Genomic DNA, 14,358 nt, shown 5'->3' with positions numbered 1-14,358 from the left:
CTATTGAGAACCAACGGGGGGATACGCACATGTCCGACACGTCCAAACTGAGCACTTGCCAGATCGTCTGCTGGGGCCTTTCGGGGCTCGCGGGGCTCATCGTCCTGTGGTCCGCTGCAGGCGCGGTGGGTTTTCTGGCGGCGCTGTTGCTGGCCATCGCCTTCGCGGCGCTGCTGGGACTGGTCTCGACGCGGCTGGTCTGCACCGGCTACGGTCCCGAAGATCGCGGTATCGAGGCGCGCGACGTGGAGAACACGCTGCGGCAGGCCACCGGGGTGACCGGCTACAAGGCCCCTGACCCGGACGAGGACGACAGCCCGGCTCCGGCGCCGCCGACGGCATCTGCCGACGAGGTCGCCCCCGCCCCGTCCGCCGCCGAGCCGACCGCGACCGCGGCAACGGCAGAGACTTCGGCGGCGGTGCGCACGGGCACGACGCTTGCCGGCGAGGAGGAACTGGCCGCGCGCAAGGGCGCGTGGCGCTACGGGGACGAGGACGATGCAAAGGCCGCGCCCGACGATGCGGGCACGCGCCCTGCGGCGCTGGATGCCCCGCGCGAAGGCAAGGCCGACGATCTCAAGAAGATCAAGGGCGTCGGGCCCAAGCTGGAAAAGCTCATCAACGAGATGGGGTTCTACCATTTCGACCAGATCGCGGGCTGGACCGAGGCCGAGATCGCCTGGGTCGATGATAACCTCAAGGGGTTCAAGGGCCGGGTAAGCCGCGACAACTGGGTCGCGCAGGCAAAAATTCTCGCCGAGGGCGGCGAGACCGAGTTCTCGCATCGCGTGGACGAGGGCGACGTTTACTGAGCATGGGAAAAGATGCCGCAGCAGGATGCAGAAATCGCGCGCAAGGGGCGGCTTGCCGCGCTGGTGATCGCGGGGACGGGGGCCTTCTGGATCCTCGCCACGATCATGGGCGGGGTCATGGCGCTCGATCATCGGGTGCGCGCGCTGTTCGACCTGATGGCGCTGGGCGGCTTCGTCTTCGCGCTCGTGCTCATCTATCAACTCTGGCGGATGCGTCAGGGCAACCGGAGGTAACGGGATGCTGAAAGACGAGGACCGTATCTTTACCAATCTCTACGGGATGCACGATCGCAGCCTCAAGGGTGCGATGGCCCGTGGTCATTGGGACGGAACGGCGAAAATCCTTCAGAACGGACGGCAATGGATCGTCGATCAGATGAAGGCGAGCGGGCTGCGCGGGCGCGGCGGTGCCGGCTTTCCGACGGGTCTCAAGTGGTCCTTCATGCCCAAGGAGAGCGACGGACGGCCCGCCTATCTGGTGGTCAATGCCGACGAATCCGAGCCCGGCACCTGCAAGGACCGCGAGATCATGCGCCACGATCCGCACACGCTGATCGAGGGCTGCCTGGTCGCCAGTTTCGCGATGAACGCGCATGTCTGCTATATCTACATCCGTGGCGAATACATCCGCGAGAAAGAGGCGCTCCAGGCCGCCATCGACGAGGCTTACGAGGCCGGGCTGGTTGGCCGCAATGCCTGCAAGTCCGGCTGGGATTTCGACATCTACCTCACCCACGGGGCCGGGGCCTATATCTGCGGCGAGGAGACCGCGCTGCTGGAAAGCCTCGAGGGCAAGAAGGGTATGCCCCGGATGAAGCCGCCCTTCCCGGCGATGGCCGGGGTCTATGGCTGCCCGACCACCGTCAACAACGTCGAATCCATCGCCGTCGCCCCCACCATCTTGCGGCGCGGCCCGGAATGGTTCGCGGGCTTCGGGCGGGCCAACAACACGGGGACGAAGATTTTTGCCGTCTCGGGCCATGTGAACCACCCCTGCGTCGTCGAGGAGGAGATGTCGATTTCCTTTGAGGAACTGATCGACCGCCATTGCGGCGGCATCCGCGGCGGCTGGGACAACCTCAAGGCGGTGATCCCCGGCGGCAGTTCGGTGCCATGCGTGCGCGGCGAGCACATGCGCGATGCGATCATGGATTTCGACCACCTCCAGAAAGAGCTGAAATCCGGCCTCGGCACCGCCGCGGTGATCGTGATGGACAAGGATACCGACATCATCAAGGCGATCTGGCGGCTGTCGAAATTCTACAAGCACGAAAGCTGCGGGCAATGCACGCCCTGCCGCGAGGGCACCGGCTGGATGATGCGGGTGATGGACCGTCTGGTGCGCGGCGAGGCGTGCGTCGAGGAGATCGACATGCTGTTCGAGGTGTCCAAGCAGGTCGAGGGCCACACGATCTGTGCGCTTGGCGACGCCGCAGCCTGGCCCATCCAGGGCCTGATCCGCAACTTCCGCGACGAGATCGAGGACCGCATCCGCGCACGCGAGCGTGGTCGCGCCTCGGCGGTGGCGGCGGAATGAGGCGACCGGGTGCATACCGGGTGGGCGGCGCCGTGGCGCTGCTCGTTGTCGCCCTCGCGGCGGGCTGTACCGAGCGCAGCGAGCGCGTGCTTTTTGATGGCAATTACTATCCGGCCAAGGCGCGCGGCGAGCGCGAGGACCGCAGCGAGTTCACCGCCACCGTGCGCCGCGCGGACAACGGCATCGAGGGCGCGCAGAAGGCCGCGGTGCACGAGGCGACGCGCTATTGCCTGCGCAATTTCGGCACCTCGGAAATCACCTGGGCCGGTGTGCCGGCGGGCGAGGACGACCCCGCTTATATCCGCTCCGGCGATCGCCTGTCGGTATCTGGACGCTGTGCCATATGGGAATGATCCGGGTCATATCGCGGGACTGTCCCGCGCTGGCGGGAGCGTGGATCGTGGCGCTGGCGGTTCTGTGCGGCACGGAGGTGCGGGCGGGCACGCTCGCGCAGGAGACCGGCATCAACCAGCGGCTGGTCGAGATGTCGGTGGCCGATGAAATCCGCAAGCGCTGTGACAGCATCTCGGCACGGTTCTTTGCCGGGCTGAAGCTTATGATGGCGCTCCGCTCCGAGGCGCGGGAGCGCGGCTATACCGCAGCCGAGATAGAGGATTACGTGTCCGACAAGGAAGAGAAGCGCAAGATACGCGGGCGCGCCGACGCCTATATCCGCGCGCACGGCGCCGAACCGAATGACGGGCCGAGCCTGTGTGCTCTCGGCCAGAGCGAAATCGCGAAGCAGAGCCGGATCGGCGCGCTTCTGAGAGCAAGGTGAGGACTGATGGCTGACCTACGCAAGATCATCATCGACGGCCAGGAGGTCGAGGTCGAGGGCGCGATGACCCTCATCCAGGCCTGCGAGCAGGCGGGGGTGGAAATACCGCGCTTCTGCTATCATGAGCGGCTCAGCATCGCGGGCAACTGCCGGATGTGCCTCGTCGAGGTGCAGCCCGGCCCGCCGAAGCCGGCGGCAAGCTGCGCGATGCAGGTCAAGGACATGCGCCCCTTCCCCGATGGCAGCCCGCCGCAGGTCTCGACCAAATCGCCGATGGTGAAAAAGGCGCGCGAGGGGGTGATGGAGTTCCTGCTCATCAACCACCCGCTGGATTGCCCGATCTGCGATCAGGGCGGCGAATGCGACCTTCAGGATCAGGCGATGGCCTATGGCGTCGATTTCTCGCGCTTCCGCGAGCCCAAGCGCGCCACCGAGGACCTCGACCTCGGTCCGCTGGTCGAGACGCACATGACGCGCTGCATCTCCTGCACCCGCTGCGTGCGCTTTACCACCGAGGTGGCGGGCGTGCATGTCATGGGACAGACCGGGCGCGGCGAGGATGCCGAGATCACCACCTACCTTGGCGAGATCGTCGATTCGAACCTGCAGGGCAACATCATCGACCTGTGCCCGGTGGGCGCGCTGGTCAGCAAGCCCTACGCGTTTACCGCCCGTCCCTGGGAGCTGACCAAGACCGAGACCATCGACGTGATGGACGCGCTCGGCAGCAGCATCCGCGTCGATACCAAGGGCCGCGAGGTGATGCGCATCCTGCCGCGCAACCATGACGGCACCAACGAGGAATGGATTTCCGACAAGACGCGCTTTGTCTGGGACGGGCTGCGCCGGCAGCGGCTCGACCGGCCCTATATCCGCGAGGATGGCCGCCTGCGTCCCGCCACATGGCCCGAGGCGCTGACCGCCGCGTCCAAGGCGATCAAGGGTGCGAAAAAGCTCGCCGGGCTGGTGGGCGATCTGGCCCCCGTGGAGGCCGCGTTCTCGCTCAAGCGCCTTGTCGAGGGTCGGGGCGGCGTGGTCGAATGCCGCACCGACGGCGCGGCGCTGCCCTCGGCCAACCGGTCTGCTTACATCGGTACCGCGCGGATTGACGAGATCGACACCGCGAAGCATATCACCCTGATCGGCACCGACCCGTGCACCGAGGCCCCGGTGCTCGGCGCGCGCATCCGCAAGGCGTGGCTCGCGGGTGCCGAGATCACCCATGTGGGCCAGCCCGCCAATCTGACGTTCGAGGCGACGCAGATGGGTGCGCGCAACAAGTTCCTCGCGCGTCTCGTCAAGGACGCGGCCCCTGCCGAGGGCGCGCTGGTCATCGTCGGGCAGGGCGCGCTGCGCGGTGCGGGCGGCCCGGCTGCGCTCGGTGCCGTGATGCAACTGGCCGAGGCGCAGGGCGCGGGCCTGCTGGTGCTGCACACGGCGGCGGGCCGCGCGGGCGCGATGGACGTGGATGCCACCTGCGAGGGTGGGATCGACGCGGCGCTCGACGGCGCGGATGTGGTCTGCAACCTCGGGGCCGACGAGATCGACATCCCCGAGGGACCTTTTGTCATTTACCAGGGCAGCCACGGCGACCGCGGTGCGCACCGTGCCGACGTGATCCTGCCGGCAGCGGCCTGGACCGAGGAACAGGGGCTCTTCGTCAACACCGAGGGGCGCCCGCAGCTTGCGCTACGCGCCGGGCACCCGCCGGGCGAGGCCAAGGAAAACTGGGCGATCCTGCGCGCGCTCTCGGGCGAGCTTGGCGAGGCGCTGCCGTGGGACAGTCTTGCGCAATTACGTCAGGCGCTGGTCAAGGCGGTGCCGCACCTCGCGTCGATCGACACGGTGCCGGAAAACGAGTGGCAGCCGGTTGCCGCCGCCGATATCGGGGCGGGGCAGATCGAGACGGCGGTCGCGGATTTCTACCTGACCAACCCGATCGCGCGCGCCAGCGAACTGATGGCGGAACTGAGCGCCAATGCCAGGGCACGCCGCGAGCGGCCGGTGGCGGCGGAGTGAGAATGGCGGCTGCCCTCATATCCACGCTGGCGCTGTCGGGCTGCGCCGAAGGCGGCACGGAGCACGCCTTCGCGCCGGACTATCAGGGCATCGAGACGCGGCTCCTTGATGGCGAACTGGTAAATTTCCGGGTTGCCATGCGCGGCGCACGCGACGAGAGCGATGTCGAGCGCTATGCCGAATGCGCCGCCGCGCAATACGCGCTCATCCGCGGCTATGGATTCGCGCGCCATGTGCGCACGCTCGTGAGCGAAGAGGGTGGAAACTGGCGCGGCGATGCGGTTTACACGATCTCGGCGGCGCTGCCGCGCGGGCTCAGGACGATAGACGCCGAAGTGACGGCCGCCGATTGCGCGGAAAACGGAATACCGATGGTGTGAGGACACGGACCCCATGGCAGATTTCTTGACAACCCCGTTCGGCACCTTCGTGCTGATCCTCGCGCAGTGCCTTGCCGTGGTCGGCTTCGTCATGGTGTCGCTGCTGTTCCTCGTCTACGGTGATCGCAAGATCTGGGCGGCGGTGCAAATGCGGCGGGGGCCCAACGTGGTGGGCGTCTTCGGCCTGCTCCAGACCGTTGCCGACGCGCTCAAATACGTGGTCAAGGAGGTGGTCGTGCCGGCGGGCGCCGACAAGACCGTGTTCATGCTGGCGCCGCTTACCTCCTTCGTGCTGGCGGTTCTGGCCTGGGCGGTGATCCCGCTGAACGAGGGCTGGGTGCTTTCGGATATCAACGTTGCGATCCTCTTCGTGTTCGCGATCTCCTCGCTTGAGGTCTACGGCGTGATCATGGGCGGCTGGGCGTCGAACTCGAAATACCCGTTCCTGGGCAGCCTGCGTTCGGCGGCGCAGATGATCTCCTACGAGGTGTCCCTGGGGCTCATCATCATCGGCGTCATCATCTCCACCGGGTCGCTCAATTTCGGGGCCATCGTGGCGGCGCAGGATACCGCCTACGGCTTCTTCGGCTGGTACTGGCTGCCGCACCTGCCGATGGTGTTCCTGTTCTTCATCTCGGCGCTGGCCGAGACCAACCGCCCGCCCTTTGACCTGCCCGAGGCGGAATCGGAGCTGGTGGCGGGCTACCAGGTAGAGTACTCGGCAACGCCCTTCCTGCTGTTCATGGCGGGCGAATACATCGCCATCTTCCTGATGTGCGCGCTGACCTCGCTGTTGTTCTTCGGCGGCTGGCTGTCGCCGATCCCGGGGTTGCCGGATGGCGTGGTCTGGATGATCGCCAAGATGGGGTTCTTCTTCTTCCTCTTCGCGATGGTCAAGGCGATCACGCCCCGCTACCGCTACGACCAGTTGATGCGCATCGGCTGGAAGGTGTTCCTGCCGCTGTCGCTTGGCTGGGTGGTGATCGTATCTTTCCTTGCGAAATTCGAAGTGCTGGGCGGGTTCTGGGCCCGTTGGGCGATTGGAGGCTGACCCATGACGAAGATCGACTATGGCCGCGCAGCGGGATATTTCCTGCTCAGCGATTTCATCAAGGGCTTCCGGCTCGGCTTCAAATACTTCTTCGCGCCCAAGGCCACCTTGAACTATCCGCATGAAAAGGGCCCGCTCTCGCCCCGCTTTCGTGGTGAGCATGCGCTGCGCCGTTATCCCAATGGCGAAGAGCGGTGCATCGCCTGCAAGCTCTGCGAGGCGATCTGCCCGGCGCAGGCGATCACCATCGACGCCGAGCCGCGCGACGACGGCAGCCGCCGCACCACGCGCTACGATATCGACATGACGAAATGCATCTATTGCGGGTTCTGCCAGGAGGCGTGCCCGGTGGATGCCATCGTCGAGGGCCCGAATTTCGAGTTCGCCACCGAGACCCGCGAGGAGCTGTTCTACGACAAGGCAAAGCTGCTTGCGAACGGCGACCGCTGGGAGGCCGAGATCGCCCGCAACCTCGAGATGGACGCCCCCTACAGATGACCGACAATGGCAACCCCTTCGAGATGATGATGCGGCAGGCGCAGGAGATGGCCAAGGCCATGAATCCCGCGCTCGAGAGCTTTTCGCCCAAGGGGTTCGAGAAGCTGTGGCCGACCATGCCCAAGGAATTCATGGAAATGAGTTTCGGACGCGGCCTGAGCAAGGAGGGGCTTGATGCCAAGACGCGGCTGCTGCTCACGCTGGCGGGGCTCACCATGCTGGGCGCGCAGAGCGATACGCAGATCCGCCTCACCGTGCGCCACGCGCTCGAAGCGGGGGCGACCAAGGATGAGATCGCCGAGACCATCGCGCAGATGGCGATGTTTGCCGGCGTGCCCTCGATGACCCGCGCGATGGATTTCGCCCGCGAGGTGATGGACGAGGACGACGAGAAAGGATCGGAAAAATGACAATTGCGGCGATGTCCTTCTATCTCTTCGCCACCGCACTTCTGGCCGGGGGGCTGCTGACCGTCATCAGCCGCAACCCCGTGCATTCGGTGCTGTGGCTGATCCTGTCGTTCATCAGCGCGGCGGGGCTCTTCGTGCTTCTGGGCGCGGAGTTCGTGGCGATGCTCCTCATCATCGTCTACGTCGGCGCGGTGGCGGTGTTGTTCCTCTTCGTGGTGATGATGCTCGACGTGGATTTCGCCGAGTTGAAGGCGGAGATGGCGAAATACATGCCATTGGCGCTGCTGATCGGGGTGATCCTGCTGATGCAGTTCGGCATTGCCTTCGGCAACTGGCAGATGGCCGATGGCGCGATGAACGCGCGCGCGGCGGTGACACCCGAGGGCGTGCAGAACACGGCGGCGCTGGGGATGCTGCTCTATGACAAATACTTCATCCTCTTTCAGCTTGCCGGGCTGATCCTGCTGGTGGCGATGATCGGGGCCATCGTGCTGACGCTGCGCCACCGCGAAGGGGTCAAGCGGCAGGACGTGCTGGCACAGATGTACCGCGACCCCGCCAAGGCGATGGAGTTGAAGGACGTGCGGCCGGGGCAGGGCCTCTGACCGCCGCGTGAGCGGATAGATACCGCGCGGGGCGCACATGCCTTGCGGGACCAAAGACGACAATCGGGCAATGGCTCGGAGGGACAGACATGATCGGACTTGAACATTACCTGACGGTGGCCGCCGCGCTCTTCGTCATCGGCATCTTCGGCCTCTTTCTCAACCGAAAGAACGTGATCGTGCTGTTGATGTCGATCGAGCTGATGCTGCTCTCGGTCAACGTCAACCTCGTCGCCTTCTCCGCCCACCTGGGCGATCTGGTAGGGCAGGTCTTCACCCTCTTCGTGCTGACCGTCGCCGCTGCCGAGGCGGCCATCGGCCTCGCGATCCTCGTGTGCTTCTTCCGCAACCGCGGGACCATCGCCGTCGAAGACGTCAACGTGATGAAAGGCTGATCCCGATGATCTACAAGATAATACTCTTCGCGCCGCTCATCGGGGCGATCATCGCGGGCTTCGGCTGGCGGATCATCGGCGACAAGGGCGCGCAATGGCTGACCACCGGCCTGCTGTTCCTCGCCATGGTCCTGAGCTGGGTGGTGTTCCTGCAAGGCGCATCCGAGGCGCAGGCGGTGCACGTCCTCGACTGGGTGCAATCGGGCACGCTCTATGCCGACTGGTCGATCCGGGTGGATCGGCTCACCACGATCATGCTGATCGTGGTCACCACCGTCTCGGCGCTCGTGCATCTCTACTCGGTGGGCTACATGGCCCATGACGCGAATTTCCGCGAGGACGAGAGCTACCGGCCCCGTTTCTTTGCCTACCTGTCGTTCTTCACCTTCGCGATGCTGATGCTGGTGACGTCCGACAACCTCGTGCAGATGTTTTTCGGCTGGGAGGGCGTCGGCGTCGCCTCCTACCTGCTCATCGGCTTCTACTATCGCAAGCCAAGCGCCAATGCCGCCGCGATCAAGGCATTCGTGGTCAACCGCGTCGGCGATTTCGGGTTCGCGCTGGGGATCATGGCGCTCTATTTCCTGACCGACTCGGTGCGCTTCGACGACATCTTCGCCGCAGCCCCCATGCTGGCCGAGACGCAACTTGCCTTCCTGTGGACCGAGTGGAACGCTGCCAACCTGATCGCCTTCCTGCTGTTCGTGGGGGCGATGGGCAAGTCGGCGCAGCTTTTCCTGCACACCTGGCTACCCGACGCGATGGAGGGCCCGACGCCGGTGTCGGCGCTCATCCACGCGGCGACGATGGTGACGGCGGGGGTGTTCCTCGTCTGCCGCATGTCACCGCTGATGGAGTACGCCCCGGAGGCCACGAATTTCGTGGTGTTCATCGGGGCATCGACAGCGTTCTTCGCCGCCACCGTGGGTCTCGTGCAGAACGATATCAAGCGCGTGATCGCCTATTCGACCTGCTCACAGCTTGGCTACATGTTCGTGGCTGCGGGCGTCGGCGTCTACTCGGTGGCGATGTTCCACCTCTTCACCCACGCCTTCTTCAAGGCGATGCTGTTTCTGGGCGCGGGGAGCGTCATCCACGGGATGCATCACGAGCAAGACATGCGCCACTATGGCGGCCTGCGCAAGAAACTGCCCTACACGTTCTGGGCGATGATGATCGGCACGCTGGCCATCACCGGCGTTGGCATCCCGCTTACCCATATCGGCTTTGCCGGCTTCCTGTCGAAGGACGCGGTGATCGAGAGCGCATGGGCGGGCACCGAAGGAGGCTATGCCTTCTGGATGCTGGTGATCGCGGCGCTTTTCACGTCGTTCTATAGCTGGCGGCTGATGTTCCTCACCTTCTTCGGCGAGGCGCGCGGCGAAAGGCACACCCATGAGCACGCGCATGAGAGCCCGATGGTGATGGTCGCGCCGCTTGGTGTGCTGGCGCTTGGCGCGGTTTTTGCCGGCATGATCTGGTACGGCAGCTTTTTCGGCAGCCATGCACAGGTCAACAGTTTCTTCGGGATGCCGGAGCATCACGCCGAGGCATCCGAGACCCACGGTGAGGCCGCGACAGAAGAGACCGCAACGCATGACGCGCCCGTGGCTCATGCCGAAGCCCCGCAGGGGGCGATCTTCATGCATCCCGACAGCACCGTACTTGATGACGCGCATCATGCGCCGACATGGGTCAAGATCAGCCCGTTCATCGCCATGCTGATCGGCCTGATCACGGCGCTGTGGTTCTATGTCTGGGATCCGGCGATGCCGGGGCGCGTGGCCGCAACGAACCGTCCGCTTTACCTCTTCCTCCTCAACAAGTGGTATTTCGACGAGATATTCGATTTTCTCTTGGTTCGCCCCGCCAAGGCGCTGGGGCAACTGCTGTGGAAGCGCGGCGACGGTGATGTGATCGACGGCTCGATCAATGGCGTGGCGATGGGGCTGATCCCGCGGCTGACGCGCGCCGCCGGGCGGGCGCAATCGGGCTACATCTTCACCTATGCCTTTGCCATGGTGCTCGGGATCGCGCTCCTTGTCACCTGGATGACCATGTTCGGGGGGGCCAACTGATGGACAACCTGCTTTCCATTGTGACCTTCATCCCCGCGGTGGCGGCGGCGATCCTCGCCGTGTTCCTGCGCGGCGAGGACGAGGCGGCGCAGCGCAACGCCAAATGGGTGGCGTTGATCGCGACCACGCTCACCTTCGTGGTGTCGCTGTTCATCCTGTTCGGGTTCGACCCGTCGGATACCGGGTTTCAGTTCGTCGAGGAGCGCGAGTGGCTGCTGGGTCTGAAATACAAGATGGGCGTCGACGGCATCAGCGTGCTGTTCGTCATGCTCACCACCTTCATGATGCCGCTGACCATCGCCGCGTCGTGGAACGTGACGAGCCGCGTCAAGGAATACATGATCGCGTTCCTGATCCTCGAGACGCTCATGCTCGGTGTGTTCATGGCGCTCGACCTGGTGCTGTTCTACCTGTTCTTCGAGGCGGGGCTCATTCCGATGTTCCTCATCATCGGCATCTGGGGCGGCAAGGAGCGAATCTACGCCTCGTTCAAGTTCTTCCTGTATACTTTCCTTGGCTCGGTACTGATGCTGGTGGCGATGGTCGCGATGTTCTCGGATGCGGGCACCACCGATATCCCGTCGCTTCTGCGCCACGAGTTCGCCTCCGAGAGCTTCTCGCTGCTGGGTATCCACATCGTCGGCGGGATGCAGACGCTGATGTTCATCGCCTTCTTCGCCTCCTTCGCGGTCAAGATGCCGATGTGGCCGGTGCATACCTGGCTGCCCGATGCGCACGTGCAGGCGCCGACGGCAGGCTCGGTCGTGCTGGCGGCGATCCTGTTGAAAATGGGCGGCTACGGCTTCCTGCGCTTTTCACTGCCGATGTTCCCGGTGGGGTCCGAGGTGCTGACGCCGCTGGTGCTGTGGATGAGCGCCATCGCGATTGTCTATACCTCGCTGGTCGCACTGGCACAGGAAGACATGAAAAAGCTCATCGCCTATTCGTCGGTGGCCCATATGGGCTATGTGACGATGGGGATTTTCGCGGCCAACCAGCAGGGGCTCGACGGCGCGATCTTCCAGATGATCAGTCACGGCTTCATCTCGGGCGCGCTGTTTCTCTGCGTCGGCGTGATCTATGACCGGATGCACACCCGCGAGATCGACGCCTATGGCGGCCTCGTGAACCGGATGCCGGCCTATGCGCTCATATTCATGTTCTTCACCATGGCCAATGTTGGCCTGCCGGGCACCTCCGGGTTCATCGGCGAGTTCCTGACGCTGGTGGGGATCTTCCAGGTCAACACCTGGGTGGCGGCGGTGGCCACCTCGGGCGTGATCCTGTCGGCGGCCTACGCGCTCTGGCTCTATCGCCGGGTGGTGTTCGGCGATCTCATCAAGGAGAGCCTCAAGACCATCTCCGACATGGGCACCCGCGAGCGGGCGATTTTCGCGCCGCTGGTGGCGATGACGCTGCTCTTGGGCGTCTATCCCCGCCTCGTCACCGATATCACCGGCCCCTCCGTCGAGGCGCTGATTTCCAATGTCGAACTTGCCCAGTCGATCGCGCACAACGCGGCCGCGGTGGCGCAGGTCGCACACTGAACCGGAGGCCCTGAACCATGCAGGCTGATCTCAACGTCATCCTCCCGGAAATCGTGCTCGCGGTCTATGCGATGGCGGCACTCCTGGGGGCGGCCTATAGCGGACGCGACCGGCTCGCGGTGCCGCTCGTCTGGGCGACGGCGGGGCTTATGGCGCTGCTTGCCGTCTGGATCGGGATGGGCGGCGCAGGTACGCGCACGGCCTTCGATGGCATGATCAACGATGACGGTTTCGCCCGTTTCGCCAAGGTGACGATCCTGCTGGCGGCGGCGGCGGTGCTGGTGCTGGGGCAGGATTACATGGCCCGCCGCGGCATCCTGCGGTTCGAGTATCCGCTGCTGATCGCGCTGTCGGTCGTCGGCATGATGGTGATGGTGAGCGCGGGCGACCTGATGGCGCTCTACATGGGGCTCGAGCTGCAATCGCTGGCGCTTTACGTGGTGGCGTCGATGCGGCGAGACAGCGTCAAGTCCACCGAGGCGGGGCTCAAGTATTTCGTGCTCGGCGCGCTGTCGTCGGGGCTGTTGCTGTTCGGCGCGTCGCTGACCTACGGCTTTGCCGGCACGACGCTCTTTTCCGGCATCCTTGCTGCGGCGGACGGGCAGGCACCCGTGGGGCTGCTGATCGGGCTGGTGCTGGTGATCTCCGGCCTTGCCTTCAAGGTCTCGGCGGTGCCGTTCCACATGTGGACACCCGACGTCTACGAGGGTGCGCCGACGCCGATCACAGCCTTCTTCGCCACCGCGCCCAAGGTGGCGGCCCTGGGCCTGTTCGCGCGCGTGGTGCACGACGCCTTTGGCGGCGTGGTGGGAGACTGGCAACAGGTGCTGGCGGCGCTCAGCCTCCTGTCGATGTTCCTCGGTGCGGTGGCGGCGATCGGGCAGACCGACATCAAGCGGCTGATGGCCTATTCCTCGATCGCGCATATGGGCTATGCGCTGATGGGGCTGGCGTCGGGAACCGCCTTCGGCGTGCAGGCGATGCTGGTCTACGTGGCCATCTACGTGGCGATGAACGTGGGCACCTTCGCCTTCATCCTCAGCATGGAGCGCGGTGGCCAGCCGGTGACCGACATCCGCAGCCTCAACCTCTATTCCAGGGCTGAGCCGGGGCGGGCGCTGGCGATGCTGATCCTCCTGTTCAGCCTCGCAGGCGTGCCACCGCTGCTGGGGTTCTTCGGCAAGCTCTACGTGCTGCGCGCGGCCTACGAGGGCGGGCTTGCCTGGCTCGCGGTTGCGGGCGTGATCGCCAGCGTCATCGGTGCATTCTACTACCTGCGCATCGTCTACTACATGTATTTCGGCGAGGAGGGCGAGGCGCTCGAGACCGGGCGTTCGCCGGTGCAGTGGGGCTTTCTCATGGCCTCGGCGGCGGTGATGGTGTTTGGCATCGTCAACATGTTCGGCGTCGAGACCATGGCGCAGGCGGCGGCGGCGACCCTTGTGCACTAGGGCGGTGTCCGCCTCCGGCGGGGATATTTCGGGCAAGATGAAGCCGGGGGCGGGCTGGCCCGAGGGCTATGGACGGCGCGTTCTGGCCTCGGTGGACAGCACCAATGCCGAGGCCGCGCGCCGCGCCGCCACGCTTGCCGGGCCGGAATGGATCCTCGCCCTTGAGCAGACGGCGGCGCGCGGGCGGCGGGGCCGGGCGTGGGCGAACCCGTCGGGCAATTTCGCGGCGACGCTGGCGATGCGCCCGTCGGAGAGCCCCGACCGCGTGGCGCTGCGCTCTTTCGTGGCGGCGCTCGCGCTTTACGACGCGCTGGCGGCGGCGACCGGGCGGGTGGACGGGCTGGCGCTCAAATGGCCCAATGACGTGCTGCTGAACGGCGGCAAGCTGGCGGGTATCCTGCTGGAGAGCGCGGGCAGCGGCACGGGACTCAGCCATTTCGCCATCGGCATCGGCGTCAACCTCGTGGCCGCCCCCGACAAGGCAGAGGTCGAACCCGGCGCGGCGCGCCCTGTCTCGCTCTTGTCCGAAACCGGGGTGGCGATCGACCCGGAGGCGTTTCTCGACCTGCTCGCGCCCGCCTATGCGCGCCACGAGGCGCAATTCGTTACCTACGGATTCGCCCCCGTCCGCACGGCCTGGCTTGCGCGGGCTGCAAAACTGGGCGAAACCATCGTGGCGCGCACGACGCGCGATACCCATGAGGGGCGGTTCGAGACGGTGGACGAGGCCGGAAACCTCGTTCTCGTCACCGCAAAGGGCCGCACCAGCATCGCAGCGGCCGAGGTGTTTTTCTGAA

At 65.3% G+C, this 14,358-nt stretch carries 16 protein-coding genes; all 16 read left to right on the top strand.

The features are described from left to right. Positions 1-29: 29 nt before the first annotated feature. A complete protein-coding gene (locus ACFFU4_RS13575; RefSeq protein WP_377070308.1) occupies positions 30-812 on the top strand; it encodes a helix-hairpin-helix domain-containing protein in 783 nt (260 codons plus the stop codon). Between the two features lie 12 nt (positions 813-824). Then, positions 825-1,046, top strand: a complete 222-nt coding sequence (locus ACFFU4_RS13570) for a DUF5337 domain-containing protein (protein ID WP_377070307.1) — start codon at positions 825-827, stop codon at positions 1,044-1,046. Between the two features lie 4 nt (positions 1,047-1,050). After that, a complete protein-coding gene (nuoF, locus tag ACFFU4_RS13565) occupies positions 1,051-2,349 on the top strand; it encodes an NADH-quinone oxidoreductase subunit NuoF (protein ID WP_377070306.1) in 1,299 nt (432 codons plus the stop codon). Between the two features lie 32 nt (positions 2,350-2,381). After that, entirely contained in the window at positions 2,382-2,702 is a 321-nt protein-coding gene (locus tag ACFFU4_RS13560; protein WP_377070305.1) for a hypothetical protein, read from the top strand. Continuing rightward, complete coding sequence (locus tag ACFFU4_RS13555; protein ID WP_377070304.1) at positions 2,699-3,127, top strand: DUF5333 domain-containing protein; 429 nt, start codon at positions 2,699-2,701, stop codon at positions 3,125-3,127. The genes ACFFU4_RS13560 and ACFFU4_RS13555 overlap by 4 nt, the downstream gene beginning before the upstream one ends. Before the next feature lie 6 nt (positions 3,128-3,133). After that, a complete protein-coding gene (gene nuoG, locus ACFFU4_RS13550) occupies positions 3,134-5,146 on the top strand; it encodes an NADH-quinone oxidoreductase subunit NuoG (RefSeq protein ID WP_377070303.1) in 2,013 nt (670 codons plus the stop codon). 2 nt (positions 5,147-5,148) lie between these two features. Next, positions 5,149-5,526: a YNQ4 family lipoprotein gene (locus ACFFU4_RS13545; RefSeq protein ID WP_377070302.1), complete on the top strand. Its 378-nt coding sequence runs from the start codon at positions 5,149-5,151 to the stop codon at positions 5,524-5,526. 13 nt (positions 5,527-5,539) lie between these two features. Continuing rightward, on the top strand, positions 5,540-6,577 hold the full coding sequence (gene nuoH, locus ACFFU4_RS13540) for an NADH-quinone oxidoreductase subunit NuoH (protein ID WP_377070301.1): 1,038 nt from the start codon (positions 5,540-5,542) through the stop codon (positions 6,575-6,577). A 3-nt stretch (positions 6,578-6,580) separates the two neighbouring features. Then, positions 6,581-7,075, top strand: a complete 495-nt coding sequence (nuoI, locus tag ACFFU4_RS13535) for an NADH-quinone oxidoreductase subunit NuoI (protein ID WP_377070300.1) — start codon at positions 6,581-6,583, stop codon at positions 7,073-7,075. After that, positions 7,072-7,485, top strand: a complete 414-nt coding sequence (locus tag ACFFU4_RS13530) for a carboxymuconolactone decarboxylase family protein (RefSeq protein WP_377070299.1) — start codon at positions 7,072-7,074, stop codon at positions 7,483-7,485. Before nuoI ends, ACFFU4_RS13530 begins: the two co-directional genes overlap by 4 nt. Beyond that, entirely contained in the window at positions 7,482-8,090 is a 609-nt protein-coding gene (locus tag ACFFU4_RS13525; RefSeq protein WP_377070298.1) for an NADH-quinone oxidoreductase subunit J, read from the top strand. Before ACFFU4_RS13530 ends, ACFFU4_RS13525 begins: the two co-directional genes overlap by 4 nt. A gap of 89 nt (positions 8,091-8,179) precedes the next feature. Continuing rightward, complete coding sequence (gene nuoK / locus ACFFU4_RS13520; protein ID WP_129433354.1) at positions 8,180-8,485, top strand: NADH-quinone oxidoreductase subunit NuoK; 306 nt, start codon at positions 8,180-8,182, stop codon at positions 8,483-8,485. Between the two features lie 5 nt (positions 8,486-8,490). Further along, positions 8,491-10,563 (top strand): NADH-quinone oxidoreductase subunit L, encoded by a 2,073-nt coding sequence (gene nuoL, locus ACFFU4_RS13515; RefSeq protein WP_377070297.1) that lies wholly within the window; start codon positions 8,491-8,493, stop codon positions 10,561-10,563. Continuing rightward, on the top strand, positions 10,563-12,110 hold the full coding sequence (locus tag ACFFU4_RS13510) for an NADH-quinone oxidoreductase subunit M (RefSeq protein WP_377070296.1): 1,548 nt from the start codon (positions 10,563-10,565) through the stop codon (positions 12,108-12,110). Before nuoL ends, ACFFU4_RS13510 begins: the two co-directional genes overlap by 1 nt. A 17-nt stretch (positions 12,111-12,127) precedes the next feature. Then, complete coding sequence (nuoN, locus tag ACFFU4_RS13505; RefSeq protein WP_377070295.1) at positions 12,128-13,561, top strand: NADH-quinone oxidoreductase subunit NuoN; 1,434 nt, start codon at positions 12,128-12,130, stop codon at positions 13,559-13,561. Positions 13,562-13,598: 37 nt separating this feature from the next. Then, positions 13,599-14,357, top strand: a complete 759-nt coding sequence (locus ACFFU4_RS13500) for a biotin--[acetyl-CoA-carboxylase] ligase (protein ID WP_377070343.1) — start codon at positions 13,599-13,601, stop codon at positions 14,355-14,357. Position 14,358 lies beyond the last annotated feature (1 nt).

The sequence above is a fragment of the Roseovarius ramblicola genome, assembly GCF_042430665.1.
Lineage (GTDB): Bacteria > Pseudomonadota > Alphaproteobacteria > Rhodobacterales > Rhodobacteraceae > Roseovarius > Roseovarius ramblicola.
The sequence above is the reverse complement of the archived record's forward strand: the minus strand, read 5'-3'. Positions and strand labels throughout refer to the sequence as shown.

Coding starts and splice junctions, on each gene's coding strand:
- ACFFU4_RS13570 (WP_377070307.1), top strand. CDS start 825: ATGCCGCAGCAGGATGCAGAAATCGCGCGCAAGGGGCGGCTTGCCGCG.
- nuoF (WP_377070306.1), top strand. CDS start 1,051: ATGCTGAAAGACGAGGACCGTATCTTTACCAATCTCTACGGGATGCAC.
- ACFFU4_RS13500 (WP_377070343.1), top strand. CDS start 13,599: ATGAAGCCGGGGGCGGGCTGGCCCGAGGGCTATGGACGGCGCGTTCTG.
- ACFFU4_RS13545 (WP_377070302.1), top strand. CDS start 5,149: ATGGCGGCTGCCCTCATATCCACGCTGGCGCTGTCGGGCTGCGCCGAA.
- nuoL (WP_377070297.1), top strand. CDS start 8,491: ATGATCTACAAGATAATACTCTTCGCGCCGCTCATCGGGGCGATCATC.
- ACFFU4_RS13525 (WP_377070298.1), top strand. CDS start 7,482: ATGACAATTGCGGCGATGTCCTTCTATCTCTTCGCCACCGCACTTCTG.
- nuoN (WP_377070295.1), top strand. CDS start 12,128: ATGCAGGCTGATCTCAACGTCATCCTCCCGGAAATCGTGCTCGCGGTC.
- nuoH (WP_377070301.1), top strand. CDS start 5,540: ATGGCAGATTTCTTGACAACCCCGTTCGGCACCTTCGTGCTGATCCTC.
- ACFFU4_RS13575 (WP_377070308.1), top strand. CDS start 30: ATGTCCGACACGTCCAAACTGAGCACTTGCCAGATCGTCTGCTGGGGC.
- ACFFU4_RS13555 (WP_377070304.1), top strand. CDS start 2,699: ATGATCCGGGTCATATCGCGGGACTGTCCCGCGCTGGCGGGAGCGTGG.
- nuoK (WP_129433354.1), top strand. CDS start 8,180: ATGATCGGACTTGAACATTACCTGACGGTGGCCGCCGCGCTCTTCGTC.
- nuoG (WP_377070303.1), top strand. CDS start 3,134: ATGGCTGACCTACGCAAGATCATCATCGACGGCCAGGAGGTCGAGGTC.
- ACFFU4_RS13510 (WP_377070296.1), top strand. CDS start 10,563: ATGGACAACCTGCTTTCCATTGTGACCTTCATCCCCGCGGTGGCGGCG.
- ACFFU4_RS13530 (WP_377070299.1), top strand. CDS start 7,072: ATGACCGACAATGGCAACCCCTTCGAGATGATGATGCGGCAGGCGCAG.
- nuoI (WP_377070300.1), top strand. CDS start 6,581: ATGACGAAGATCGACTATGGCCGCGCAGCGGGATATTTCCTGCTCAGC.